The sequence below is a fragment of the Rossellomorea vietnamensis genome (assembly GCF_008180415.1).
GTDB lineage: Bacteria > Bacillota > Bacilli > Bacillales > Bacillaceae_B > Rossellomorea > Rossellomorea vietnamensis_C.
On record NZ_VTEI01000004.1, the window covers coordinates 254037 to 280973 of the forward strand.

At 42.2% G+C, this 26937-nt stretch carries 26 protein-coding genes; 17 read left to right on the forward strand and 9 right to left on the reverse strand.

Going from position 1 to position 26937, the window contains the following annotated elements; all coding sequences use genetic code 11:
• Positions 1-67: 67 nt before the first annotated feature.
• On the reverse strand, positions 68-1321 hold the full coding sequence (locus FZC78_RS11070; RefSeq protein WP_148939759.1) for an aminopeptidase: 1254 nt from the start codon (positions 1319-1321) through the stop codon (positions 68-70).
• Between the two features lie 668 nt (positions 1322-1989).
• Between FZC78_RS11070 and katG the strand changes: the two genes are divergently transcribed.
• The 5 genes from katG to FZC78_RS24580 all read left to right on the forward strand — a co-directional run bounded on the left by katG (position 1990) and on the right by FZC78_RS24580 (position 8259).
• Positions 1990-4173: a catalase/peroxidase HPI gene (gene katG / locus FZC78_RS11075; protein ID WP_148939760.1), complete on the forward strand. Its 2184-nt coding sequence runs from the start codon at positions 1990-1992 to the stop codon at positions 4171-4173.
• A gap of 923 nt (positions 4174-5096) precedes the next feature.
• Positions 5097-5831: a methionine ABC transporter ATP-binding protein gene (locus tag FZC78_RS11080; protein WP_148939761.1), complete on the forward strand. Its 735-nt coding sequence runs from the start codon at positions 5097-5099 to the stop codon at positions 5829-5831.
• A gap of 3 nt (positions 5832-5834) precedes the next feature.
• Complete coding sequence (locus FZC78_RS11085; RefSeq protein ID WP_148939762.1) at positions 5835-6497, forward strand: methionine ABC transporter permease; 663 nt, start codon at positions 5835-5837, stop codon at positions 6495-6497.
• 606 nt (positions 6498-7103) lie between these two features.
• Positions 7104-7943 carry a MetQ/NlpA family ABC transporter substrate-binding protein gene (locus tag FZC78_RS11090; RefSeq protein ID WP_148939763.1) on the forward strand — a complete coding sequence of 280 codons (840 nt, stop codon included), beginning with the start codon at positions 7104-7106 and terminating at the stop codon, positions 7941-7943.
• A 190-nt stretch (positions 7944-8133) separates the two neighbouring features.
• Positions 8134-8259 carry a hypothetical protein gene (locus FZC78_RS24580; protein WP_286365489.1) on the forward strand — a complete coding sequence of 42 codons (126 nt, stop codon included), beginning with the start codon at positions 8134-8136 and terminating at the stop codon, positions 8257-8259.
• 355 nt (positions 8260-8614) lie between these two features.
• Here the strand turns inward: FZC78_RS24580 and FZC78_RS11095 are convergent, their stop codons facing one another.
• Both FZC78_RS11095 and FZC78_RS11100 read right to left on the reverse strand, forming a co-directional pair.
• Positions 8615-9604, reverse strand: a complete 990-nt coding sequence (locus FZC78_RS11095; RefSeq protein WP_148939764.1) for an alpha/beta hydrolase family protein — start codon at positions 9602-9604, stop codon at positions 8615-8617.
• Positions 9605-9805: 201 nt separating this feature from the next.
• Complete coding sequence (locus FZC78_RS11100; protein WP_148939765.1) at positions 9806-10339, reverse strand: site-2 protease family protein; 534 nt, start codon at positions 10337-10339, stop codon at positions 9806-9808.
• A gap of 150 nt (positions 10340-10489) precedes the next feature.
• On the opposite strand from FZC78_RS11100, the gene FZC78_RS11105 reads away from it, so the two are divergent.
• The 5 genes from FZC78_RS11105 (at position 10490) to FZC78_RS11125 (ending at position 16549) form a co-directional block, all read left to right on the forward strand.
• Positions 10490-11002, forward strand: coding sequence for a DUF402 domain-containing protein (locus FZC78_RS11105; protein WP_252183590.1), 513 nt, complete (start codon positions 10490-10492; stop codon positions 11000-11002).
• A complete protein-coding gene (locus FZC78_RS11110; RefSeq protein WP_252183592.1) occupies positions 11002-12057 on the forward strand; it encodes an acyl-CoA dehydrogenase family protein in 1056 nt (351 codons plus the stop codon). The genes FZC78_RS11105 and FZC78_RS11110 overlap by 1 nt, the downstream gene beginning before the upstream one ends.
• 164 nt (positions 12058-12221) lie before the next feature.
• Positions 12222-13052: a BglG family transcription antiterminator LicT gene (licT, locus tag FZC78_RS11115; RefSeq protein WP_148939768.1), complete on the forward strand. Its 831-nt coding sequence runs from the start codon at positions 12222-12224 to the stop codon at positions 13050-13052.
• A gap of 146 nt (positions 13053-13198) precedes the next feature.
• Positions 13199-15061 carry a beta-glucoside-specific PTS transporter subunit IIABC gene (locus FZC78_RS11120; RefSeq protein ID WP_148939769.1) on the forward strand — a complete coding sequence of 621 codons (1863 nt, stop codon included), beginning with the start codon at positions 13199-13201 and terminating at the stop codon, positions 15059-15061.
• Positions 15062-15121: 60 nt separating this feature from the next.
• Complete coding sequence (locus FZC78_RS11125; protein WP_286365490.1) at positions 15122-16549, forward strand: glycoside hydrolase family 1 protein; 1428 nt, start codon at positions 15122-15124, stop codon at positions 16547-16549.
• An 87-nt stretch (positions 16550-16636) separates the two neighbouring features.
• Here the strand turns inward: FZC78_RS11125 and FZC78_RS11130 are convergent, their stop codons facing one another.
• The 3 genes from FZC78_RS11130 to FZC78_RS11140 form a co-directional block, all read right to left on the reverse strand.
• Positions 16637-17554: a metallophosphoesterase gene (locus tag FZC78_RS11130; RefSeq protein ID WP_148939770.1), complete on the reverse strand. Its 918-nt coding sequence runs from the start codon at positions 17552-17554 to the stop codon at positions 16637-16639.
• Positions 17555-17592: 38 nt separating this feature from the next.
• Positions 17593-18315: a phosphatase PAP2 family protein gene (locus FZC78_RS11135; RefSeq protein ID WP_148939771.1), complete on the reverse strand. Its 723-nt coding sequence runs from the start codon at positions 18313-18315 to the stop codon at positions 17593-17595.
• 190 nt (positions 18316-18505) lie between these two features.
• The gene (locus FZC78_RS11140; RefSeq protein ID WP_252183591.1) at positions 18506-18823 is read right to left on the reverse strand and encodes an antA/AntB antirepressor family protein; all 318 of its coding nucleotides are present in this window, start codon (positions 18821-18823) and stop codon (positions 18506-18508) included.
• Between the two features lie 368 nt (positions 18824-19191).
• Here FZC78_RS11140 and FZC78_RS11145 point away from each other — a divergent pair, with 368 nt between their 5' ends.
• From FZC78_RS11145 to FZC78_RS11170, 6 genes are all read left to right on the forward strand, one after another.
• Positions 19192-19611, forward strand: a complete 420-nt coding sequence (locus FZC78_RS11145; protein ID WP_148939773.1) for a hypothetical protein — start codon at positions 19192-19194, stop codon at positions 19609-19611.
• A gap of 34 nt (positions 19612-19645) precedes the next feature.
• Positions 19646-20119: a hypothetical protein gene (locus FZC78_RS11150; protein WP_435874086.1), complete on the forward strand. Its 474-nt coding sequence runs from the start codon at positions 19646-19648 to the stop codon at positions 20117-20119.
• A 104-nt stretch (positions 20120-20223) separates the two neighbouring features.
• Positions 20224-20481, forward strand: coding sequence for a hypothetical protein (locus FZC78_RS11155; protein ID WP_148939774.1), 258 nt, complete (start codon positions 20224-20226; stop codon positions 20479-20481).
• A gap of 117 nt (positions 20482-20598) precedes the next feature.
• Entirely contained in the window at positions 20599-21348 is a 750-nt protein-coding gene (locus FZC78_RS11160; RefSeq protein WP_148939775.1) for a GNAT family N-acetyltransferase, read from the forward strand.
• A 103-nt stretch (positions 21349-21451) separates the two neighbouring features.
• On the forward strand, positions 21452-22027 hold the full coding sequence (locus FZC78_RS11165; RefSeq protein ID WP_148939776.1) for a histidine phosphatase family protein: 576 nt from the start codon (positions 21452-21454) through the stop codon (positions 22025-22027).
• A gap of 100 nt (positions 22028-22127) precedes the next feature.
• Positions 22128-22436, forward strand: a complete 309-nt coding sequence (locus tag FZC78_RS11170) for a hypothetical protein (protein WP_148939777.1) — start codon at positions 22128-22130, stop codon at positions 22434-22436.
• 436 nt (positions 22437-22872) lie between these two features.
• Here FZC78_RS11170 and FZC78_RS11175 read toward each other — a convergent pair whose 3' ends face one another.
• Positions 22873-24354 (reverse strand): DHA2 family efflux MFS transporter permease subunit, encoded by a 1482-nt coding sequence (locus FZC78_RS11175; RefSeq protein ID WP_148939778.1) that lies wholly within the window; start codon positions 24352-24354, stop codon positions 22873-22875.
• A gap of 223 nt (positions 24355-24577) precedes the next feature.
• On the opposite strand from FZC78_RS11175, the gene FZC78_RS11180 reads away from it, so the two are divergent.
• Positions 24578-25171 (forward strand): TetR/AcrR family transcriptional regulator, encoded by a 594-nt coding sequence (locus FZC78_RS11180; RefSeq protein ID WP_148939779.1) that lies wholly within the window; start codon positions 24578-24580, stop codon positions 25169-25171.
• A 379-nt stretch (positions 25172-25550) separates the two neighbouring features.
• On the opposite strand, the gene FZC78_RS11185 is transcribed toward FZC78_RS11180, so the two are convergent.
• Positions 25551-26219 (reverse strand): HAD family hydrolase, encoded by a 669-nt coding sequence (locus FZC78_RS11185; RefSeq protein ID WP_148939780.1) that lies wholly within the window; start codon positions 26217-26219, stop codon positions 25551-25553.
• A gap of 133 nt (positions 26220-26352) precedes the next feature.
• Positions 26353-26937, reverse strand: a 585-nt coding sequence (locus tag FZC78_RS11190) for a transposase (RefSeq protein ID WP_148939781.1), incomplete at its 5' end; no start/stop codon positions are given.

Here is a 26937-nt window from a genome sequence, read left to right on the forward strand (position 1 = left end):
AAAAGACTCGTCAATCGACGAGTCTTTTTGTCTGTACAATAATTTGCGTTTTTAAGTTGTATTCGAATTAGAATTGAAAATCCCCATCCTTCATCAGCAGGATTTCCGTTTCGCCCTCTTTAATGCCCGTTACTTTCATATCTTCGGAACCAAAGGTTACATTGACTAACAAAAGTGAAGTATTCATACCCGCTGCCTCCAACTCTTCCTCCGATTGGTCCATGCCATTTTGAATATTGGAGGGAGAGGCATTTCCGATTCCAATATGACAGGCCGTATTTTCATCAAACAAGGTATTGTAAAAGAGGGTATCCTCCTGAGCAAGAGGAGATTGATTAGAGACCAAGGCAATTTCCCCTAGATAATGTGAACCTTCGTCTGTTTCGATGAGATCTTGTAACACGTCTTGTCCCTTGGCGGCGTAGTAGTCGGTAATCCGTCCATCTTTGAAAATCAGATAAAAATCATCGATGACACTTCCTCCATAAATAAGAGGTTTAGTACCAACCAATTTGCCATTCACCTTATATTTATGGGGAGCCGTAAATATTTCTTCCGTAGGAATGTTTGGAAAGAAAGGTATTCCATTTTTATCTTGTACTCCTCCACCGATATAGCGATGGTTTTCAGGCAGGCCGACGAATAAATCAGTTCCACGGCTATTTGTAAAATGCAGGGCTTCGAATTGGCTCTCGTTTAAGACTTTTTTGCGGAACTCGAAGTCTCTATTGTGGCTCTCCCAATCTTTTATAGGATTTTCTCTGTCTGCCCGAGATCCTTTTAAAATTAATTTCCATAGTGATTGTAAAGCCTCTTCTATACTTAGGCTGGGAAATACTTTACCTGCCCATGCAGCGTACGGAACAGCCAGAAGACACCAGCGTATCTGGTGAGATCTAATTTTCGCATGATAATCACTCAACTTGGTACGGGAAGCTTTCTGAAAACGGCTTATCCTCTCAGAAGAAACATCCTTAAAGACATCTAAGTTTTCAGAAATGATATGAATGTATGCAGCACCTGCATCGTCCCACTCTTTAAAACGGGCAGCCTGCCAGTCGGGAAAGTGATCGATGACACGATCTGCTGCATGTAAGTAAAATTCTTTGGCAGACTGTTCATCTGTCCAATCTATAAAAACATTGGAAGCTCCTGCCTCGTAGGCTGCCTTTTGGATTAGTCGTGCCAACACAGCATTTTGGATATCACTATGAATAATCAATAATTGATTTTGCTGCAGATTTACACCAGCTAGTACAGCAAGTTCTGCATACTTTCTTAACTCTGCTTCACTTATTAATTTATATATTCCTTTACCCATTTACGATCTCCCCTAAGTTGTTCTAGTATCACTTTACTACAAAACCGGACCTGCTTAAACTAACTAAACGGCCCCTTTTAATGGACCATCAGTTCTCTTTGTCCACCCTTATTTCACCATAAGGTAAACTAACGATTTAACAGTAATGGGAATGACACACATTTTTTGATGGGACAATAGCTGTTGTCGTTAAACAAAAAGACCGAAAACGTAATCCTTTAAAACTGGGCAGATCGCTTTTTTATATACTCGCCTTTGAACGGGATACCAAGTTACTCACCGTTCCAGGAATAAGTTAAAATAACAAAAAATTGAAACAAGTATCATAAATACTGACCAGGCTGTAATAGTAATGGTAATAGTGTGAGTGCTTATTAAGATTATTTAGTGAATCTTAAGTTAAAAGTAGAGTTTCTTTTCTTTAAAATTTGCCTTTTTTAATTAACTACATTAGGAAGAAGACGCATACCCCTTAACACAAATAGTGATATATCCTTGAAAAAGCCTGAAATGACAGCCATTTTACAGAACAACATTATCAATAAAGTTTATTTATTAATAATCATTATAAATAAGTATTGACTTTTAACTGATAGGTGTTATCATTTAGGTATACTTACTTTTTATAAGTTATGAATAGTTAATTTATATGAAAAGGGGAAACGAATATGGACACTAAACATAATAGCAATGCTGCTGAAGGATGCCCGTTTCACGGAAGTGCTTCAAGCAATAAATCAGTTAGTACAACAAAAAAAGACTGGTGGCCGAATCAGTTAAACCTGAACATTCTGCATCAGCATGATAGAAAAACGAACCCTATGGGAGAAGACTTTGATTATACAGAAGAGTTCAAGAAACTGGATTATGATGCTCTTAAGAAGGATCTTCATGATCTCATGACAGACAGCCAAGACTGGTGGCCTGCGGACTACGGACATTACGGCCCGTTTTTCATCCGTATGTCCTGGCATGCTGCAGGTACGTATCGTACGGGTGACGGCCGCGGGGGCGGAGGAACCGGTGCACAGCGTTTTTCTCCGCTGAACAGCTGGGCTGATAACGGTAACCTTGATAAAGCGCGCCGTCTGCTTTGGCCAATTAAGCAAAAATACGGAAACAAGATCTCCTGGGCAGACCTATTGCTTCTGACAGGAAATGTTGCGATTGAATCAATGGGCGGCAAGACCTTTGGTTTTGGCGGCGGACGTGCTGATATTTGGCATCCTGAAGAAGATATTTACTGGGGTTCTGAAACGGAAATGCTTGGCGATAACCGTTATACAGGCGACCGCGAGCTTGAGAATCCGCTTGCTGCCGTGCAGATGGGCCTTATTTATGTGAATCCTGAAGGACCAAACGGCACGCCTGATCCGTTGGCAAGTGGGCGTGATATTCGTGAAACGTTTGGCCGTATGGGAATGAATGACGAAGAAACCGTTGCCCTGACAGCTGGCGGCCATACATTTGGCAAGGCGCATGGTGCGGGAGACGCTGCTCATGTCGGTGCTGATCCAGAGGCCGGTCTTATTGAGGCGCAAGGCTTCGGCTGGGCGAGTACTCACGGTTCCGGAAAAGGCCGGGATACCATCACGAGCGGGATTGAAGGAGCTTGGACGGCTAATCCGACTCAGTGGGATAATGGATACTTCGACTTATTGTTTGGCTATGAGTGGGAACTGACCAAGAGTCCTGCTGGCGCACACCAATGGGCAGCTGTAAATCCTAAAGACGAAGACCTGGCACCAGATGCAGAAGATGCTGCAAAACGTGTTCCGACGATGATGACGACGGCCGATATGGCCATGCGTATGGATCCGGCTTACGAAAAAATTTCCCGCCGCTTCCACGAGAATCCGGAAGAATTTGCAGATGCATTCGCGCGTGCATGGTTCAAACTATTGCACCGTGATATGGGACCAGTTTCAAGATATCTAGGGCCGGAAGTTCCCGAAGAAGAGCTGATTTGGCAAGATCCAATACCGGCTGTTGATTATGAATTGACGGACGAAGAAGTAGAAAAAATTAAAGTATTGATCCTGGACTCAGGACTTACAATCAGCGAGCTCGTCACGACTGCTTGGGCTTCAGCGAGCACATTCCGCGGATCGGATAACCGCGGCGGTGCCAATGGATCCCGCATCCGTCTCTCTCCACAGAAGGAGTGGGAAGTGAATCAGCCGGAGCAGCTGACGAAAGTACTGACTGTGCTGGAGGAAATTCAAAATCATCTTGATAAGAAAGTCAGCATTGCTGATTTGATCGTGCTTGGCGGAAGTGCGGCAGTCGAAAAAGCTGCACGTGATGCTGGCTTTGAGGTGACAGTTCCTTTTGCACCAGGACGCGGGGACGCAACACAAGAGCAAACAGATGTGGAGAGCTTTGAAGCACTGGAGCCTATGGCTGACGGTTTCCGCAACTATCAAAAGAAAGAATACAGCGTAAGCCCGGAAGAACTTCTCGTGGATAAAGCACAATTGCTGAATCTTACTGCGCCGGAGCTGACTGTCCTGATTGGCGGTATGCGTGTGCTCGGTACGAACCACGGCGGCAGCCAGCATGGAGTGTTCACTGATCGTGCGGGCACCCTTACAAACGATTTCTTTGTGAACCTGCTTGATATGGGAGTAGAGTGGAAGCCAGTAGACGGAAGCGTATATGAAGGACGCGACCGCAAGACAGGTGAAGTGCTGAGAACTGCGACAAGAGTCGATCTTGTATTCGGATCAAACTCTGTCCTGCGTGCGATTGCAGAAGTGTACGCTCAAGATGATAACAAAGAGAAGTTTGTAAAAGACTTCATCTCTGCTTGGGTGAAGGTAATGAATGCAGACCGATTTGATTTGAAATAAACAGTATTCGTGTATGGATTACCATTCTGTGTCTCTCTTTGGAGACGCAGAATGCTTTTCGTCATAGTATTTCCCGTGGTATTCGTCCATTTGCGGCGGATACCACATTCTTTTTAAACAGGATGGAATATCATACGCGGAATTCAAATTTTGCAGGTGTTTATCAAGTTGGAAGGACAAGCTGCCATTGAGAAAATAAAAAAGGTATATGAAAGAGGTAAAAGAACATGCTGCCTAAAAAAAGCTTATGTCCAACATGCAAAGGACAAATCAAAACGCTGAAGCATAGTATCATTTGCGGGTGTGGAAGCAGAATAACCATGAAATAGGTTGTAAAAGAGAGAAGGGACACCTTGTCTCTTAATTTTTTGATCTGTTTCCTAGTTAAATCTGAATCTGGACGTTTACCAATCTAAGCGGTCTGCAGACCCGGAAGAAGCAGCGAATATCAATGATGAAATCACTGGCTTGGTGATTTGCAGGCCGGCACCATTCCCAGCCCAGTCTAGAAATGATTTGCTCTGAAATAAGGGAAGTTTGTTCCCTTATTTACAAAAAGGAACTCGCTTTTCGGATAAATAAGGGTACTTTTTTCCCTTAAGGCATGAAAAACGCGTTTTTTTCTCGCTTTTTAAGTGAATAAGGGAAGTTTTTACCTCTATTTACGCTGTTTTTGTTGCTGTTCCTTAAATAAGGGTAATTTCTTCTCTTATTTTTTGCGTCTATAGTTAAGTTCAATGATTTTATCAGCATTTTCATTTATAGCTTCTTTGTTAAGGATCTTCATTAACATGTGACATCGGATCAATAGTCTCTTTTTTCTAAATAAATAGATAAGAGCGGCGTACCTGACACCACTAGCGAATTAAGCTATAATGGTATGCGTCTTAAATTTACCTTTCACATAAGAAAGGGGTTTTTTTATGCTTGCGTTACATAATGTGACGAAGAGTTTTTCACAATTTCAAGCCATTAAATTGGTGTCACTGACGATACATAAAGGCGAGATTCACGGCATTATCGGAGCCAGCGGGGCGGGGAAGTCAACCTTGCTGCGGCTGATGAATTTGCTGGAGATCCCTGATGAAGGGGAAGTCGAAGTGAACGGACAGTTCCTGACGAAGATGAACAGCCGGAAGCTTCGTGAGGCCAGGAAGTCGATCGGGATGATTTTTCAGCACTTTAATCTGGTGGCCAATAAAACGGTGTATGAGAATGTGGTCGTATCTTTGCAGCTGGCGAATTTTCCAAAAAGAGAACGCCGGGACCGTGTGATGGAGTGCCTTCGGTTTGTCGGGTTGGAGAGTTTTATGGAAAAGTATCCGGCGCAGTTGAGCGGCGGGCAGAAGCAGCGGGTGGCGATTGCGAGAGCATTGGCGAATAAGCCGCAGGTGCTGCTGTGCGATGAGCCGACTTCTTCTCTCGATCCGAACACAACGTCCGATATATTGGGTGTTTTAGAAAATATCAATCGAAGTCTCGGAGTGACGATTGTGATTGTCAGCCACGAGATGAGCGTGATTAAGAGTATCTGTAATCGCGTGACGGTGATGGCCGGCGGGGAAATCTATGATACCGTCGACTCGGAGCCAAGAGGGATACAAGCCAGGGATGACAGCCCGGATTACTTTATCGAACAGCTGAAAAAGGATGTGTGATAGATGCTGGAAGTTTTAGTTCAATACGAAGCTGAAATTTGGCGGTCTATCGGACAGACCTTTGTCATGGTCGGCATTTCTATTCTTGCGGCCATTCTGCTGGGGCTTCCCGTGGGCACGCTGCTGTTTCTGACCAGGAAGGGAAATATGCTTGAGAATCAGTGGCTATTTTCGATCGTGAATTTATTGGTCAACATCATCCGTTCGTTTCCATTTCTGCTATTAGTGGTTTTCTTGATTCCATTCACACGGTTTATCATCGGGACAGCCATCGGAACAGCGGCGGCGACCGTCCCGCTGGCGATTATCGCGATTGCCCATTATTCCCGGTTGGTCGAGCAGTCTTTGCTGGACGTGCCAAGAGGCGTGATGGAGGCGGCCATTTCCATGGGGGCTTCGGTGAGGGAAGTTATATTTAAATTCGTATATGTCGAAGCTAGATCAGGGCTGGTCCTCGGATTGACGACATCGATCATCAGCTTTATTTCCTACTCCACCATCATGGGGGTCGTTGGCGGCGGGGGGATCGGTGACTTTGCCATCCGCTACGGTTATCAGCAGTTCAAAACCGATTTGATGCTGTACATGATCGTCATCATGATTATCTTTGTGCAGCTGATTCAGTTTGCCGGGACGACCGTGGCTCGGTTGATTGATAAGAGGTAGCTGGGTGCTGGAGTTAGCATCGTTTTTGTCGGTCAGGGGTTAGATTAGGTACTTTGGGAAATAATAGAGGGAAAATTTCCCCTTATTTTTGAAAAAGTCCCAAAAATCGCTTGAATAGAGGGAGAAATTCCCCTTATTTATTTAATGTCATCGAAAATCGCTTGAATAGAGGAAGAAAGTTCCCTTATTTGACTCAAGACTGGAAATAGGCGCTTCTTATTCAAATAAGGGAAAAAACTTCCCTTATTCACTAAATAGTACCGGAAAAAGCTTAAATAGAGGAAGAAAGTTCCCTTATTTAACTTAAAACACTAGAAATAGGCGCCTTTTCCTTAGATAAGGGAAAAAACTTCCCTTATTCAAGAGCAAAAACTTCCCTTATTCAAGAGCAAAATGAGCTCCATCGACTATTAACGGTAAAAAGTTCCCTTATTTTTTCACGCTAGTGACTTAATTAAGGAAATGGCTTTAAAGATTTAAAGGGAATCGTCGCTGCAGACGCACAGCCCTATTGGACTAGCGAGAGAAGAGTCCCAGCGCAATTCCCGCGGAAGAGCAACAACTTGAAAAGAATTTTATACAAATAATCACCAGGAGGAAAAACACATGAAAAAATTACTTTTACTAGCAGCAGCATTACTTTTCGTACTAGCTGGCTGCGGTCAAAACAACGAAGGAAATAACGAAGAAAATGCCTCAGAACCAAAAGATCAACCTCAGGAAGAAGTAACTCTGAAAGTAGCTTCTCTGATCCCGCCAATGACAGAAATCGTTGAGCTTGTAAAACCAATGCTTGCTGAAGATAACATCAACCTTGAAATGGTTGTTCTGGGAGATAACGTCCAGCCGAACACAGCTCTTGCGGCAGAAGAAGTTGATGCGAACTTCTTCCAACATGTTCCGTACATGGAGGAATTCAACCGCAGCAACGATGCAAACCTTGTTCCCGTGACACCGATCTATTTTGCCAACTATGGTGTGTACTCAAAAGAATACCCTTCAATGGAAGAATTGCCTGAAGGCTCTGTGATTGCGATTGCCAACGACGTTTCCAATATCGACCGTTCATTGTCCCTGCTTGCACAGCATGGCGTCATTACTTTGAAAGAAAAAGAAGATGTCTACTACACACAAGCCGATATTGTTGAAAATCCGAAGAACTATGAATTCAAAGAAGTCGACCTGCTGATGCTGGCAAGAATGTACGATGACGCCGATGCTGTCGTCATGACACCGGCTTATGCGTCACCGCTTGGATTGACTCCGAAAAGTGACGGTCTCCTGACGGAAGGCGTTGAAAATGACTTTGCGATCACATTGGTGGCACGTGAAGATAATGTCGATTCCGAGCCGATCCAAAAGCTCGCAGAAGCGATGACGAGCGAAGAAGTACGCACGTTTTTAGAAGAAAATTATGATGAGACCGCGATTCCGGCGTTTGAATAATTATCAAGGACCAATTCCTCTGGGGTTGGTCCTTTTTATTATCTTTTGAACGGGTTAAGAATGTTCCTTTTTTAGAATATTGATTACTTCTATTATTTTACATATACTTATAGCATGTTACGATGACAACGCTGATTCCGGTAAAATAGTCACGGCCTATCCTAAATACCAAGCATAAGGGGAGATCCATATGATAAACAAATATCCGGTTAAAGTGACCAAAGCAGGGATTCCCTATTTGGAGATGGCCGAGGAGTTAGCCATTCTGGAGGACTTCATGATTATCGATCTCAACCTTATAAATATCGAGGAGTAAACAGATAAAATTGATGAAGTATTACATTCAGGATCTTCCCAGGAGATATCCGGCAGCGCCACGCTGCTAAAAATAGATAAGAATAGGACAATTGTTTATAACTTTGCCATTGATCAAGAGTGTACGTAGCTAAAAGAAATTCTAAAGAGCTATTTGAAACATAGCATGGGGAGTGAAGTGAATAAGAGGTTCTGCTGAGAGGGAGATAAAGCTTATTTTGCAGATGAAAAAACAGAGCCTTTTGCAGGCGGTTTTGAAGTGGAAAAGGAATAAAGGGTATGAATCTAAAGAGGCACTGCAAGCCATATTGCAGTGCCTCTTTAATTAATATGCATTAAATTAAATACCCTCTTTACTACATTGAACCAATGTCTCTATACCAATTGTCTATTATTTGATTTAATTCATTTTCATTTTCTACTAAATAGTGGTCACCATCAGGTATAAATTCAAGAATGGTATGTTCGTTCTGGTTTTCCTTTTTTAATTTCTCATAAAATTTCTGTGTGAGCTCCCAGTTCATCACTTCATCTTCTTTCCCCTGCACGATCAGAATGGGAGTAAAGGATCTTTTTAGTTCAATAGATTCTTCCTTGGCCTGGATAGATGCTGGATCATAGTCTCCAAATTCTTTTTGATATGTTTCTAAAAAACCTTTATTCCAATCGTTTTCTGGATGATTCTCGGCCCACGGGTATACGAGGTCCAGACCAACATATGGGTTAATGGCTACAACATTATCAATATCTTTTCTCATCTGAGAGAGCTTTAATACCACACCGCCGCCTAATGAGCCGCCGCTTAAACTAATGAAGCCAGACCTGACAGAACTCTCCATGTTTCCTTCTTTGAAATAGGAATATAAAGCGTCAATAGCATTATTAGTATCTATAGTTGCGCCGTGCAGACCAGGGGCTGTTCCCTTGCTTTCTCCATACCCCCTATATAAAGGCTGAAGAGTAATGACCTCACTGCTCATTTCACTTAACATAGTTTCAGCATCAAAGTTCTCTTCGTCAATACTTTGTATACCTTCAAAGTCTAGAGGGATTACATAGCCTCCATGACAGGTCACTCCTAAAAAGTAATGACCTTTCTTCTTAGGAATTGTTACGTAAGCTGCTGTTTCGATACCTTCACTCCAATACATCATCTGATATGCATCTAAATCAGGGTCTATACTTGCTGCTTCTACCTGCTCAAAGGATATAACTGCACCATCCTCTTTTGGCGAATCCAGTGTTTCTTGAAGTTTTTGTTTTTCAACTTGTTCAGCAACAGGAGCCTTTTCCTCTGATTGTATTTCTTCAGAAGTTTCTGTGGTTGAAGGTGAACAACCAACCACTCCAGCTGATAAGGTTAAAAGAGATATAGTGATTAATATTTTCGGTTTAATCGGAAGGACCTCCTGTTAAGTCTTAAATAAAGTAACAAAATAATTTATCGAAAAAAGGTAATAACCAACGCTATGAGAATTGCATCGTAAATTTCCTGGCGATTTTTTTTATTCCCTCTCAACCGGACAGGCTCCTTCTTGTATCTTGCCTCAAACTGCCTTTCTTCTCTGCTTTCTTTCCTCTCTCAGCTTCTGCCATACGCGCTTGACTCTGAGTCCATCGGTTGGCGTGCCGCCCAGGCCTTTCCTCCATTTAGGGTAAATATAGGGCAGGCTTGTTGATAAAAAGGTAAAGAGATTCAGGACAGTGAAGGCTCTCATGAGAGAATTCAATTCACCGGAAAGCAGGGGCGAGGTGGCGAAAGCAATCAAAGCGGCGAGAAAAGAAACGAGAGGGCCGCCAGAGTAGATGGCAATCCGCTTTCCTTCTGATATTATTTCTGTTGAGGCTTTACCATCTTGGTCTATCGAAGAACAAAAGCCAAAGTTCGCCCAGCGTAAATAAAAATGGATTCTTCCTATTTTAAAATGCAGGCAATTGTTAGTGACGGGGGCACCAAGAAATACATTGGCATCACTTCTTTTAGTGAAGAATATGACTGCAAGGGCGTGGCCTATCTCATGGATAAGGACGGCCAGAGGGACAAGGATCAGATAGACGATTAATATATTTACAAACAGCAAGCCGTATTGCTCCTTTCTCAAGCCAGAAATATAAATATTAGACTATTTCAACTATTTTGGTATAATTTTACCATAAAATGAACGGGATTATTAAGGGAGTTGGAAGTCCTGAAGAGAAAATATGGAAATCGCCAAGGATGGAAACGGATTTTGGAAAAAGAGTATGCCCAGTCCTTTTTGAAAACGGACTCGTTCAGAGGGGCCATCGCCTTATTACATACAGTAAAGGTCGCTCACCCTTTGATGGTGGGGTATGGCGGCCACCCCCATTGCATTGCCGATGACGGGTATATGTGGCTGCACCAGTTCCCTGAGGGAAAGAACCATTGTGTGACGACGATGTTCGACGAAAAGGGTGCTATTGTTCAGTGGTACATCGATATATGTGCAAAGAATCATTTTGAGGATGAGGTTCCCTGGATGGAGGATTTGTATTTGGATCTGGTTGTGCTTCCGTCCGGCAGAGTGATTGAAAAAGATGTGGATGAGCTGGAAGAGGCTTTTTCGATGGGAAAGATTGATCAAAAGCTATATGATTTGGCTTGGAAGGAACAAAAAGAGATTCTGCGTTTAATTAAAAGCGGGGAGTTCAACTTATTTGACTTAACCGCAGTTCATAAAGATATTCTTATAAAAAAGCTGAACGAAGGAAGTTCGAGGTGATGGAGTTGAAAGAGTTCACAGAACAAGAGGTGGAGAAAATCCGCTCAAACGAAGAACAGATGGATAGGGAGGGAGCTATTCCGGACGAGCTCCTTGCTATCATTTATGATAAACAGTTGTTCAAGTTATTTGTGCCTGAGAGGTTTGGCGGCCGGAGGACCTCTCTTCCGGAAAGTGTCCGGATTTTTGAAGAAGCTTCTTCTATTAACGGCAGCTTTGGATGGCTGGTGACGATCGGTTCCGGAGGCGGATTTTTCTCTGGGAATATGAAGAAAGAGGTCTTGGATGATGTGTTTTTGCCAAGAAATGCGGTAATTGCGGGCAGCGGGGCTCCAACGGGAACAGCGGTGAAGTGTGAAGGCGGCTATCGTGTGACAGGGCAGTGGAAGTACTGTTCGGGAGCTGAGTTTGCGACTACATTTACAGCTAATGCGATGATTGAGGATGGTGCTGGGGAAGAACCGGCGATGAGGTCTTTTGCTTTTACAGAGAAACAGGTTGAGATTTTGAGAGATTGGAATGCTTTTGGATTGAAGGCAACAGGCAGCCACTCGATTAAGGTGGAAAATGTGTTTGTTCCTGAAGAACGGACTTTTTCAATCTTTGAAAGCAATGGAGTTGTGGATGATCCTGTTTTCTCCTATCCATTCATGCCTTTTGCTCAGGCTTCTTTTACAGGGGTGTTGCTGGGTCTTGGGCTGCGGGTCATGGAGGAAGCGGAGCACTACTTAGACATGTTGGCGGAAGAGTCTGCTAAAAAGCCGGTTCTGAGGAAAGTGCTGGATGAACAGGGTGATAGATTGGAAGCTTTGAGAAGCACGTTTTATAATACGATTGATGGAAATTGGAGCCTGCATCTAGAAGGAGAATCGGGTCATGAGCAATACGATGAAGTGAGTGAAGTGTGTGCGGGAACTGCTCAAGGTGTCAGGGAGATTGTTTTTGCCTTATATCCTTATCTGGGAATGTACGCTTCAGACCGTGGCACGCCGTTCAACCGGGTGTTCAGGGATTTACTGACGGCTTCGCAGCATGCGTTGATTGCGCCTTATTAATAGTATTTAAATTTTTTGATAAAGAGGTTGCACACAGCATTAATGTGTTGTAATATAATAAGTAAGCGCATACAGAACGGATTGTTACTGTTAAATCAGGCAAAACCGATTTCCTCATTTAATGGGGAAAGGTTTTGCCTTTTTTGTTATCGGAGGTGGACGAAGTGAAGATTAATAAAGTACTGAACAACAATGTGATTGTCTCCATTAAAGATGATCAGGAAGTGATTGTCATGGGACGCGGCATTGCTTTTAACAAGCGTGTTGGGGAAGACATCGATGAAGATAAAGTAGAAAAGATCTTCACTTTGGAAGACCAGGATATCACTAAGAAGTTCAAGACCCTGATTGCGGATATCCCAATGGAATATATGGAACTGTCGGAGGAAATCATCCTTTTTGCAAAACAGAAGCTTGGAAAAGAGCTGAATGACAGCATCTATATTTCTTTAACGGATCACATCCATTTTGCGATAGAGCGTTATAATCAGAATCTGCCGATCAAGAATGGGCTGCTCTGGGAAACGAAGAACCTTTATAAAGAGGAGTTCGAAATCGGCCTTGAAGCTTTGAATAAGATTTGCGACCGCTTTAACGTTATTCTACCGGAGGATGAGGCAGGGTTCATTGCCCTCCACATTGTCAATGCTCAATTTAATGAGGACATGACCAACACGGTTGATATGACGAAGGTGATCCAGGACGTCTTAACGATTGTCAAATACAGCTTCAAAATTGAGTTCGATGAGTCTTCTTTAAATTATCACAGGTTCATCACGCATCTGAAGTTCTTCGCACATCGCTTGGTCAAGGGGGAGCACCATAAAAACAGTCAGGAAGACGATTTGTTAAATGTCATTATCAATAAGTATCCTGATGCTTATCAATGTTCGTTGAAGATCAAGAAGTTTGTGGAAAAGCAATACCGATATGAACTGACAGAAGAAGAACTGCTTTACTTAACCATTCATATCGAACGTGTAGTGAAAAAATAAATACTTTCCGTTTAGGATTGTTACTCTCTTGAGGCAAAACCTGAATTGCGGGAATGGCGGGCAACGTATTTGCTGGTCTTCACGTAGTTTGGGTTTTTTCTTTTGGGAAATGAAATGTTTTTTAAAATTATTGGGGGTGTAAGGATATGAACCATAAGGATTTAGGTATCAAGATAATAGAGTTGGTTGGCGGGGAAGATAACGTCCAGAGTGTCATTCACTGTATGACGAGGCTGCGGTTCAATTTGCGTGACAACAAGAAAGTAAAACGCAGTGAACTTGAAAGTTTGGATGGGGTCATGGGTACGAATATAAGCGGGTCCCAATTCCAGATTATCATTGGAAATGATGTGCCGAAGGTTTATAAAGAGATCATCCATAATACTAAGTTAAGTGAGGATAGCAACGGAGAAAAATCAGGCAGCAGTAATGTAATAAGCGCGATCTTTGATGTCATCTCTGGTGTGTTTACTCCGATTCTTCCAGCGATTGCCGGCGCCGGGATGATTAAAGGGATCTTGGCCATCCTTGCTACATTCGGCTGGCTTGATGCAGCGTCTCAGACGTATATTATCTTAAATGCCATTGGGGATGGAGCATTCTACTTCCTGCCGATTCTGTTAGCAGTCAGTGCAGCCCGTAAGTTTGGAAGTAACCCTTATATAGCTGCTACGATTGCTGCGGCCATTTTACATCCAACATTAACGACTTTATTCGATGCTGGTGAACCTATAAGTTTTATTGGATTGCCCGTAATTGCAGCTGTGTATTCATCAACGGTTATCCCGATTATCTTATCAATTTGGATTGCCTCTTATGTTGAGAGGTTTGTCGATAAATTTACACATAGTTCTTTGAAATTGATTGTCGTGCCGACGTTAACGATTCTGGTTGTTGTTCCGGTAACCTTAATGACAGTAGGGCCGCTTGGAGTTATTCTTGGTGACTATCTATCTAGTGGATTAGGTTTCTTATTTGAAAACTTTGGATTTATTGCGATGGTTTTACTGGCAGGTACTTTCTCGTTAATTATTATGACGGGTATGCATTATGCTTTGGTACCTATTATGATCAACAATCTTACCGTAAAGGGCATTGATTACTTAATGCCGGCGATGTTCTTGGCAAATATGGGCCAGGCAGGAGCAGCGTTTGCCGTATTTTTAAAATCAAGAAATAAAAAATTTAAATCTCTGTCGTTAACGGTCTCTATAACTGCCTTGATGGGTATTACAGAACCTGCCATGTATGGAGTAAACGTAAGACTCAAAAAACCGTTTGTCGGTGCTTTATTAGGAGCAGCGGTCGGGGGCGTATACTACGCCATTACAGGTGTTGCCGCTTATATCTTAGGAGGAAATGCAGGGCTGCCGGGTGTCGCGTCATTTATTGGACCCACTTTTGTGCACGCACTAATCGGTATGGCTGTAGCATTCTTTGCAGCTACAATCATTTCTTATCTATTAGGGTTTGAGGATGTTCCGGTTGAAGCTCCAGTTGAAAACGAGGAAGTAGCGAAAACGGAAGAAGCTGTGGCAGTAACTAAGGCAGATACGGATTCCGTTTTGATCAGTCCGCTGAAAGGGGAAGTGGTAAAGCTTTCTGAAGTAAGCGACCCAACATTCTCTTCCGAAGTAATGGGAGAAGGGATTGCTGTCAGACCGGTTGATGGAAAAGTTGTATCTCCGGTAAATGGCGTGGTAACCACCCTATTTAAAACCAAACATGCAATTGGGATTACATCAGAAGAAGGTGTTGAAATCTTGATCCATGTAGGTATTGATACAGTTCAGCTAGAAGGTAAGTATTTTGAAGCCTTGGTTGTACAGGGAGACAGCGTATTAGCAGGACAGCCTTTATTGGAAGTGGATATTGAAGGTATCAAGAAAGAAGGCTTTGATACAGTGACACCTGTTATCATCACAAACACCACTTCATTTGCAAAAATAAACAAAACAAATAGGGCAGCCGTCACACATGATGACGTTTTGTTACACCTTGAGGCTTAAAAATTGAAAAAGGGTGCGATCTTGCACACACCCGTAACTAAAAAAATGGAGGTAATTGAAATGAAATTTCCAGAAAACTTTTTATGGGGCGGCGCAACTGCTGCCAATCAATTAGAGGGTGGATATAACGAAGGAGGAAGAGGGCCGAATTTGGCAGACGTGTTACCAGGCGGAAAAGTACGTATGAAGCTTTTATCGCAATCTGGCTTCGACTTTGAAATGGATACTGAAAAATATACGTATCCTAACCATGAGGCAATTGACTTTTATCACCGCTATAAGGAAGATATCGCTTTGTTTGCCGAAATGGGCTTTAAAGTCTTCCGCATGAGTATTGCCTGGAGCCGGATTTTCCCTAAGGGTGACGAGCTTGAGCCAAACGAAGAAGGATTGGCGTTCTATGATCGGGTTTTTGATGAACTTCATAAGCACGGAATCGAGCCATTGGTGACAATTGCTCACTATGAAACTCCCCTGCATTTAATAAAAGAATATGGCGGATGGAAGAATCGTAAGCTGGTAGATTTTTTCGAGCGTTATGTAACGGTTCTTTTCAACCGCTACAAAGACAAAGTGAAATATTGGCTGACGTTCAATGAAATCAATGGTGCCACTCACTTCCCATTATTCGGACTTGGGTTCTCGGCAACCAGTGATGAAACGCGTCTGCAGGAAAGCTTCCAGGGGCTGCACCATCAATTTGTCGCAAGTGCCATTGCCGTAAAGCTTGCTCATCAAATCATACCTGGTTCTCAAATCGGATGTATGCTGATCTATGCTCCGACGTACTCCTATGATGCTAACCCGGAGAACGTAATGTACGCATTGGCAGATGGAAGAATGTTCAACTTCTACTGTGGAGATGTACATGTGCGTGGAGAGTATCCAACATTCGCGAATCGATTCTTCAAGGAAAACGATATTGTGATTGAAATGCAAGAGGGTGACTTGGAGACAATCAAAGAAGGTACGGTTGACTTCATTTCATTCAGTTATTACATGTCCAGAACGGAGAAGAAGAATAAAACTCCAGAAGAAATCGGAGAAGGCAACCTGATTGGCGGCGTGAAAAATCCATTCCTTAAAGCGAGTGACTGGGGCTGGGAAATCGATCCGACTGGTCTTCGTGTTGCACTAAATGAGCTGTACGACCGCTATCAAAAACCACTGATGGTTGTTGAGAACGGATTGGGTGCCTACGATAAGGTTGAGGAAGACGGCAGCATTAATGATGACTATCGTATTGAATATTTACGCGATCACATCAAAGCGATGGGCGAAGCAATAGAAGATGGGGTAGACCTCATTGGATATACTTCATGGGGCTGCATCGACTTGGTGAGTGCTTCATCAGGTGAATATTCTAAGCGATATGGTTTCATCTATGTTGATAAGCATGATGATGGAAGCGGAACGCTGGAAAGAAGCCGAAAAAAATCCTTCTACTGGTACAAAGATGTTATCAGCAGTAATGGAGAAAACCTGTAAGATTAAGAGATTCAACACAAGAAAGCGCGAAGAGGGACTGTCCCTTTTCGCGCTTTTTTGTGTGGATGTGTATCAGTCAATTTCAAATCAAGCCTTTGCGGATAATTTGAAGAATGTGATTTCTGGTGGACAATTGATCCTGATTGGGAACAGGCTGAACCCAATCCCTCGATTTACATAAAGGCTGTTTCCATTCCTGCCGTAACTCTCATCAGTCCAGCCGTCAACATGAGCATTTTTAGATCCAAGATCCTTATATGACCACTCTGGTGTGAAAGGTATCCGGATTTGTCCTCCATGCGTGTGGCCTGCAACAGCTGCTGGTGCAGAATCAGGCGGCAGTTTTTTAAACGCTTCAGGATTGTGCATCATGAACAGTCTTGGAGCATTGTCGGGAATATTCCTCAATGCTTTTGGTACATCCACATTACCCGGCCAGCTTGCCCCCAGTCCGCCCAAGTAAAGGGTATTCTCATTCTCCCCATTTGTTGTTACTTCATTGTTTTTTAAAGTAAGAGGAACAGACTCATTCTGAAGCACGCGGATACCCTTCTCCCCTAACATTCGGTCTACACGATCCGCTGTTTCCTGGTTAACTCTGTCATCTTTTTTATCCATTGCATAATCATGATTTCCGAGAAGGGCAAAGACAGGTATATCAGCCTCCTCTAATGGTGTCAGAGCATCTGCGACCTTCTCCATTTGTACCGTGTTGTCATCTGCAGGATGATAGACATAGTCTCCCAGAAGCAGTACAGCTTGAGGTTCTTCTTCAATAATCTTATCCACTGCACGGGGAATCACAGAGTCATTATCCATCCACATTCCGACCTGGAAATCTCCTAATACCGCTATATCTTTTCCCTCCCAAGCTTGGGGAAGGTTGGGAATCTCTGCTGTTTCTTGTTCAACAGCAATCGTATAAGGCTCAATAATACCCCAGGCTAAAAGCAGGAGGAGAGCTATGCCAATTGTAATTCCAGCTCTTTTAAAAAATTTTTTCATGCATAATGCCTCTCTTCTTCTCAGTATAATAATTCTCTCTAGAACAGTTCAGAGAAAAATTCGCGTGTTGCCTTTATAGGCCGCACCTCACTCCTGCTCTGCCAGTTGACATATTCAAGCGCCAGGATACAAAGGATCAGCCAGAACCCTCCGGCCAGCTGTCCGGCAAGAACATCTGTCGGGAAGTGGGCGCCCAAGTAAATTCTGCTTATGCCAATGGAAACAAAGAGCAGTGCTGCCATAGTCGCGATTGTCCATTTAGCAGCACGTGAAAGGCCGCTTCTGACCACAAGGTAGATCAGGAATCCGTAGAAAATCAAAGATCCCATCGAGTGGCCGCTTGGGAAGCTGAAGCCGACTGCATCGATCTCCGGATTAATCGACGGCCGTCCTCTTTCGTAAAAGGTTTTTAAAAGTTTAGTAAGCAGTCCGCCTGCACCTATGGCCAGGATGAAGAAGAGAATCCCCCACTTATCCTTAAATTTAAACCACAGGACTCCAATGGTTATAATCGAAGCAGTGGTAATGAACCATACAGAGCCAAGCTCAGTGATGAAGAGCATAAACTGGTCAAGTCCAGCGCTCTCAATTGAAATAAAGAAATCGATGATGGCGTCATCAAAGGTTTTGACTTCGTTTTCAAGCAGGCCCTCTGCTATCTCTGAAAACCCATAGATGAACAGACCTGATATGACGAGCCCAACTAAAATTAACAGGACAGGAAATCCGACTTTTTTGACCTCTTGCTGTTCTGGTTTCAACAGAATCCCTCCATTTCTATAAGTAAAATAAAAAGCCGTGGAAGGTATCCATGGCTTACGGCTTATTAGTGCTGCTATTCTTTTCTTACCCTTTATGAAGAACTTATAACTAATTAGTTACTTACAGGAGGAGATTCGACTAATGAGAGTTAAAGAGAGCTTATGACATTTGGTATAAAAGCAAAGGTCCCTACACCCTTTGAATATTTGTGATCTGTGTAATCGGCACACCTTGCATAGGCAGCAATTCCTGAAGCTCCTCGCCTACTACAGGGATGTAATCAGTGCCTTCCTTAAATCCATACCGTTCTTTTATATAAATATCGAAGTTGCACTTGACCTGAAGGGCGATATCGCCTTCGCGGTCGAACGGAGGGGAAACGGTCTGAACATCAAATTGATTGCCATTTTTACTGAAGGCATTTATGGTTTTGATCGCTTTAGGTTTGTAATTTTTAACAGCTTTGGGTGTATAAGAAAAAGTCACCCAGCCAGTTGCACTTATCATGGAGAACACCTCGTGAATCTATTTTTTTGTTATAAAAGGTATTCTTGAAGTATAGCAGAAGATAGCAGCAGAGGCATTTACTTGTATTGGAAGTGAAGGATTCTGCTTGGGCTTAATTCGGGTTGAAGGTGCCCAAAGATTCTTCTATTCGGTCTTGCAAAAGGCTCTTCAAATATAGTTATCTGTAAAAAATTGCACTAAAAAAGCTAAAGGTGCTAATGATGGTGTTAAATGGCTTGTTAATTCGCATCCCGTTCTTGCGGATATAAGCGCTTGTAAGGGATTATGTGATAAAATTGTAAAAAATGGATAATGCATTAACGGGGCAGGTTAAAAAGCCACAATCATTTTTATTTGGGAGGTGGGCGATGGTTATCAGGAAAATTGCTGTATCTTTGCTGACAGGGACGTTTATGATCATTATTTTTTCAATGTTAGCTGAGAGATTGGCGGTTGGGCTAGCCACTGGGATGTATTTGCTGCCAATTCTTTTTATATATGGTATCCCTTCTTCAATATTGTCAGACTTTGCTACCAGTAGATTAACAGGTTTAAAACGAGTTGGTGCATCTTTTCTCGTTCATACTTCTATGGGTTTACTTTTCCTAGCAGCCCCTATATTACTGACTGGAAGTAAAGGCGGAATAGAAAATTTCCTGTCCCCTTTTGTAGTTTTAACAGCCATTATTTTTTGGCTTACAGATGAAGGTATAAGGAGTTATAAATTCAGAAGAATATTGGTTAAAGTCAAGCGGTTTCTAAATGACCTTGGCGAACTTAGAATTTGAGTTTCCCATATACACAATGCTATCAGGAAAGGGAATGAACAAGCAGCCGCCGTTTGTTTCAGTAAAGGGGCAGATAATTGAAAATTACCTTTATGTATATATAAAAGAGGTGAGTGGATTGAAATTTAAAAATTTATTCTACGGTTTGATTGCATTAGCCTCATTAATGTTTTCAGGATGCAACATTCAAGGGGGAACTACAACCGTGTCAAGTGATCGTATTGATGCTGCTGAAGTTTTAACATTGGATTCTGATGCTGATATTTTTCAGTATGATGGAGTAATTTACCAAACTAATATTGATTGGGTAGAAGAGTTATCTTTAACAAAAGATGTTCAAATCGGTGAAATACAAACAAAAAATGAAACTAATACAGATTTTGAAAATGAGATGTCAAATAAACTCCCTGTTAGTACAAAGATTTTTTCCACCAAAGAAAGAGGAGATATTTTAATAGTTGAATCTGAAGGAAAACTCAAAAAATACCTTACAATCGTCGAAGGGTGAAACAATATCTTGTTCAACGGGAGCGTTTGCCGAACAAGCAGCCGTCCCCTGTATTGTTCAATTATTGGGGCAGATTGATTAAACAAGGATTAAGGAGGATTTAAATGAAAAGCTGGTGGAAATGGTTTTATACATCTTTTATTATGTTGATCACATTCACAATTTTTCAATTTCAATTCTTAACGTGGCTTACTCGAGAAAGTTTAGATACCTTTTATCTTTCTGGCTGGGTAATTTCATTATTATTTGCTGTTGGATTACTAATTTATCAATGGAAAGAAGAGAGGAACATCGAAGAAATAAAAAAGGAAAACGAACGATTGAAGGAAGCAGTAGAGTATTATCGTCACAAGGCGGAGTGAAAATGTAGATGGCCTTTCTTCAAGTGTAGGTTAATGGAACACTTGAGTAAGTTGAATGAATTTTAAATGATTAGGGTTAAGTAACAAATGTTTTAGAAGAAATGAGAGGTTACTTAGATGAAGAATAAATATAAAGTAGTTACTTTAAAAGAGCGTCTAGATTTAAAGGATGAATTTAGTAGATTGCATAGCATCGGCTGGGTTAAATTTATGAGAGAAGACCCCATCGGAGTTAAAAACTGGGGGAAGTTACTCACTTATTTTCCTGAGTTTCAGTTTCTCCTTTTGAATGATGACTTAGAACCTGTTGCCTGTGGCAACTCCATCCCTTTTAAGTGGGATGGTAACGAAAATTCTTTACCCTCTGGCTGGGACGGGGTTTTAGAAAAGGGAGTATTGGATTTTGAAAATAACGTATCATCTAATTCGGTGTCAGCATTAGCCATTGTCATTCATCCAGATTATAGAGGACAAGGACTCAGTGATATTATGGTCAGGGAAATGAAGGGATTAGTTGCAAAAAGCAGACTCGATAAGATGGTAGCACCTGTCCGTCCTTCTTTGAAATCCAAGTACCCCCTCATTCCAATGGAGGAGTACATTACGTGGAAAAGAGAAGATGGAACTCCATTTGACCCTTGGATTAGGACTCATTGTAGAACAGGTGCATCCATAATAAAAGTTGCAGCAGAGTCTATGGTAATACCAGCTTCAGTTGAAACTTGGGAGGACTGGATTGGGATGGAGCTTCCTTCGTCAGGTGCCTACATTATCAAAGAGGGCTTAGTTCCATTACAGGTAGATAGGGAGACAGATGAGGGAACGTATATTGAACCAAACGTGTGGTTAGAACATCATTTAACATAATGAAAATAATCTTCAGTTAAGGGGGAGTTTGCTGAACAAGCGGCTGCCCTCTGTTCAAATAAAAGGCAGGATAACAGAATAAGAACTAAAGGAGGAGGTACTTGTGGAATTAGTTTTTATAAGACACGGACAGGGGAAACACACCTTAAATTTACCAGACAGTTTACAAATTCAAGACCCTACCTTAACTAAAAAGGGGGTATATCAAGCCCAATCTCTTCAATCACAAATTGCTTTAGAAGAAAGAGATATAGTAGTTATAAGTCCTGTCAGAAGAACTTTAGAGACAGCAAATATTTTAACTGAAGACATCAGTTGCAGAAAAATTGTAAGTCCTTTAGTATCGCCAAGAATGTTCCCACAAAATCCAGAGTGGAAAACCCTTCCTTGCGATAGGATGTTAAATCAGAAATTGATAAAAGAGCAATTTCCACGCTTTACCATCGAAGAAGGACTTTCAGAAGAGCTTTGGACTTCTGGAATAAATACAATACCTGAACAAGAATTTAATTTATTAGCAGAAACTTTTCTTAGATGGTGTAAAAGCCAAAGTGTTGAACATATATATATAGTTTCGCACGATGGAACAATCAATTCGTATAGGCAATTCATTAAAGGAGAAAAACTAACCAGAAAAGACTTTCTGAAAGATGCTGGATGGATTAAACAAAGTTGTTAGTCTTCTGTTAAAGGGGGCAATTTCCCCGGCTATTGTCCTATGTTCAATTATTGGGGCAGTTTAATGGAACAATGTGTTTAAAAAAACAAGGGGGATGGGGATGAAGAAAGGTTTCAGTTTCGCAATAATAATTCTTGCATTATTCCTTGCGGCTTGTAATGGTATAGTCTCTTCTCCGACTACTACTTCTTCGTTGTTGGCGGTCATAGATAAAGGTTATTCAAGCGATGATGAAGAATATTGGCTTAGTGCTTATGACCCAAATAACCAAACTGAGGAAGATGCGTTTAGGATTATAGTTCAAGATGAGGTAGCTTGGGGGTTAATTGAGGAGAATAAAGAATATGTTTCTACGTACATACAAGAAGAAGGGGAACCTGCTGTCTTAGAGAAAATGGAACCCAAATAAAAAATTCTCTTCTTCAACGAATGGGACAGGTTAATGGAATAAGGGGGTGTATGAAAACTTTATACTTTTCTTATTCGTAAAGGCTTTAAGGGGATAATGTTTATGAAGAAACTGCTAAGTATTTTGTTATTAACTATATCCATGGTAGCTAACGGTGGAGTTAATGAAAGATCGTTATGCCGGCGCCAATTTAAATTATAAGACAAAAAGACACGCCGATCAGCGTGTCTTTTTACTTTTATAGCAGCCAGTTTGGGTGTCATTCAATACGCGTGTCACCGTAGATAAATTATAAAAACGCCTTGTTAGAAATGCCCAATCCTTGATTAGGGGCAGCTATTAAAGAGTCTAACCATGTAATAGGTTCAATGTATGGTTAATCTCTTACCAGCATATTTAGGTTTAAAAGGGGAGTAGATTTAACTCACTGTCTCTGCTAGCTCTGGTGACTGGCCTTTCTAACGAGAGATTCCTCAGGAGCCTGGTCGACTCGTTTAAGGAAGAAGGCAAGCACCAGGCTGATGATTCCGATGATGATCATCGCAAAATAGGTATCGCTGATTCCCTGGATGGAAGCTTCCATCACCATATGGGCTTGTGATTCGCCATTGGTTCCACCCGCCATCATGTCCTGCAGATGGTCTTTTGTGCGGCTGGTCATGATTGTGACGAGCAGGGAAGTACCAATTGCACCGGCAACCTGCCTGGCAGTATTGGAAATCGCAGTCCCGTGCGCATGAAGGCTGGATGGCAGCTGGTTTAAACCAGCTGTTTGGAGCGGCATCAGAAATAACGCCATTCCAACCCGGCGGCCAGCATACATCAGGATTAAGTGAGCGTAACTGGTAGAAGCAGATAAATCTGTAAATGTATAAGTTGTTACCAGTATGATGGCTACCCCAATGATGGTAAGCCATTTAGCTCCGAAGCGGTCGAATAGTTTTCCGACAGCCGGACTTAAGAGACCCATCAATAGTGCACCAGGCAGCATAAGGAAGCCTGCCTCCAAGGCCGTGAAGCCCCTGGCATTTTGCAGGTATAACGGGAGCAGAATCATGTCGGCATACATCACAATCGTTATCACGCAATTGATAATGGTCGTAAGTGAAAACATGTTAAATTTAAATGCTCTAAGATCAAGAAATGGCCGTTCCAAAACCAGCTGTCTCCATGTAAACAGAGCTATTCCAAGTACACCGGCCGACAGGGTTGAGAGAACCTCGATATTTCCCCATCCTTCACTTCCTGCTTCACTGAACCCGTAAAGAAGAGCTCCGAATCCTATAGTGGAAAGCACCAAGCTGATCATATCCATTTTGCTTTCAGTCGTTTCGGACACATTTTTAAGAAAAATAAATCCACAGATAATGATAAGAACGATAAATGGAATCAAGCCATAGAACAACGTTTGCCAAGGATAAATGTCAAGAACATATCCGGTCAGTGTCGGGCCGATGGCCGGTGCAAAAATAATTGCAAGCCCGACTGTCCCCATGGCGGTGCCTCTTCTTTCAGGCGGAAAAAGCTTTAAAACGACGTTCATTAATAAAGGCATGATGATGCCAGTAGAGGCAGCCTGGATCAGTCTCCCTGTGAGCAATACAGGAAAACTTGGTGCGATAGCCGAAACGATCGTTCCAACAAGGAAAATGAACATCGCGCTCAAGAACAACTGGCGGGTGGTGAATCGCTGCATAAGAAATCCAGTGACGGGGATCAATACCCCGTTGACCAGCATATATCCCGTAGTAAGCCACTGCCCCGTTGAAGCGTCAATATCAAAAGCCTCCATTAATTTAGGCAGGGCAACCGTCATGGTCGTTTGATTAAAAATTGTAAAAAAGGCACCCAAAATCATGATGGTCATGACTGGTCCTTTTCTTATCGAACTAATGTCCGTTGCTGCGCTGTCACTCATACTTAATCATCCTTTTCTTTTACGTCTCCAATAATTTACACTATGTAGTATAATGAACAAAATATAAATTACATTATAAAAGTAATCAGAGTCGGCATCAACAAACAGTAATTTATTATCTGTCTATTAAATGACAAAAAGAATCTTTTTGTCGCATAAGGGTCAAAAACTAAACGTATCTGGCCAAATAGTCGTTTAAATGCAGAAGGGGAGATCAAGAAGGATGGATAACAGAAAGAAGGAGACAGACCCAAGGATAGTACGTACAAGGCAGCTGCTAAAAGAAGCTTTTGTTGAGCTGCTGCAGGAGTGGGAGCTTGAGAAATTAACAGTAAACCAGTTAGCAAAAAACGCGACCATTAATCGTGTGACCTTTTATCTTCATTATAAGGATATTTCGGATATGCTTGATAAGATGGCAGATGAGATGATCCTTGAGATTTCAGCCATATTGGGCGAGCCGGAAACCAATCAAAAACCAAATGATGTTGAGAACATGAAGACGCTGGAAAGATTCCTGGAACATATCGCGCAGAACGGAAAGTTTTATAAAACAGTGCTCGCCACAAGAAGAATTCCGATTTTTAAAGAGCGGTTATTAAACTTCCTGACAGAATGGCTGATAACGAGAATTGAAAGCAGAGGCAGTGACTCTTTTGTACAAAAAGCCGGCATTCAACAGGAAATCTTTCTGTGGTATGATGCCGCAGCAATATTAGGGACCATTGAAGCGTGGCTGCGGAATGATATGCCATATACACCGGCTTTTTTAGCAAGGCAGTTCTATTTGATTCATAAAAGAGGGTTGGCGGAGTAAGCGCTGGGATAACGATAGCCGATGAGTCTCGGTTAGGAACTGAGCTTAGCTAGTATTCCTTTAAAGAGGGCTTCAATTAAAGGTCGTTATGCCGGCACCACTTCATATTACAAGGCAAAAAGACGCGTTTGTTGGGATCGAACACCTCAAAAAGAAACCATTTAGGACCTTTTGACATGTAGCTAATGAAAATAAGCAGGCGAGGTATTTCAAGGAAGCTTCTAAATCTGTATATGTCTAAGATTTCATAGGAATTATGCCCCTGGTGAGACTGTGGACCTGGAGCAGAAATCAACTAGACCTTATAAAGCAGACAAATAAAAAAGGTTTAATAGAAGGTTGGTGCCATTCTATTAAACCTTTTTTCAATTGCAGCTTATTAAGCAAATATAGCCCACTTATTCTCTTCCGCTACTTTAACCATGCCTGCTTTAGGGTTAACCAGAACTGGATTGCTCACAAAGTGAAGCAGGGGAATATCGCTTTCACTGTCGGCGTATGCCCAAATTTCTTTTGGTGGATTTTCAGTGGGGTGCTGCTGGTTCATCCACTCTTGCAATTTCGCTACTTTGACATCGCCGTTGACAATTTGTCCGATTTCGCCTGTGCATTGGCCGTTCTGGTCGAACTGCAACTCTGTGCTCAGCACATGGACATCTTTTAGTTGAAGATGTGCGACAAAAGCATTCAGGAATGGCTGCAGCGCGCCTGATAGCACAATGACTGTGTCTCCGTTACTCTGGTGGTCAAGGATTCTGCTGACAAGGGTGTGGTGCACTTCCTCTTTTCCGTGATTCACGAGTTCCTGGAAAAAGAGATCTAGTTCTTCTGTGGTCTTGCCTTTGAACGTCTTGGCGAAGGCCCTGAAAAAATCGTGGCGGAACTTGTTTTTTCCTTTTAGTAAGCCGCCGGCAGATGCCTTCGCCAAACCTGCTGCCACAATGGCCCATTGCTTGGCGGTGAATGTTTCTTTTCCGACGGAGAACATGGCCTTGAAGGAATTTCCCTGATAAAGCGTTCCATCAAAGTCTACCGTGATTATTGCCAAATCCGAACACCTCGCTTTTTTAGTAAGTATAGGACAGTTGGTATGTTTTGTAAATGAACGGGACGGATCAGTTCTGTTTTACTTTAGTGCATTAAAGCGCGAAGAGGGACTGTCCCTCACGGGTGTTGATTAGCTATATTTTTCCAGTAGATACACACAGACTCCCCCATTTTCCAAACAGTGATTTAATGGCACACCTTACTTCCATCGGTAAAGTGTGCGCTATATAGCGGCGCGTAAATTCTATAAAAGTGTATGAATGCAGGATTTCCCATTCTTCTTTTGTTTCATTGTAAACCCAGCGTAATAAGAAGTAGCTGATAAGAGTCCCGTAAACCTGGCTATAAACAGCGTTTGGGGAGTTGCCAAATAAGTTAGAAAGGTCCAGGTTGCCTTTTACCCAACGGAAGAACAACTCGATTTGCCAGCGAAGCTTATAAATATAAGCGATGTCTTCCGGTGACATCATCATTAGATTTGTCGCCACTCTAATTTCATTGCCCTCGTTGTCTGTGAATGTTACCAATCGGAATCGACTCTTTGTTTTCMTTGAACCTTTCCCGATAAAAGCTGTTTGGTCCACTTTTACCTTGCCTCCCGACTCAAGAGGGATACTGTGTTCCATCTCATCAGAAAGAGAAAAAAATTTAGCAACTCGAATGACAAAGAACTGGTTACGTTCATGTAAATCCTGAAAGTCACTGGTCCTTGCATATCC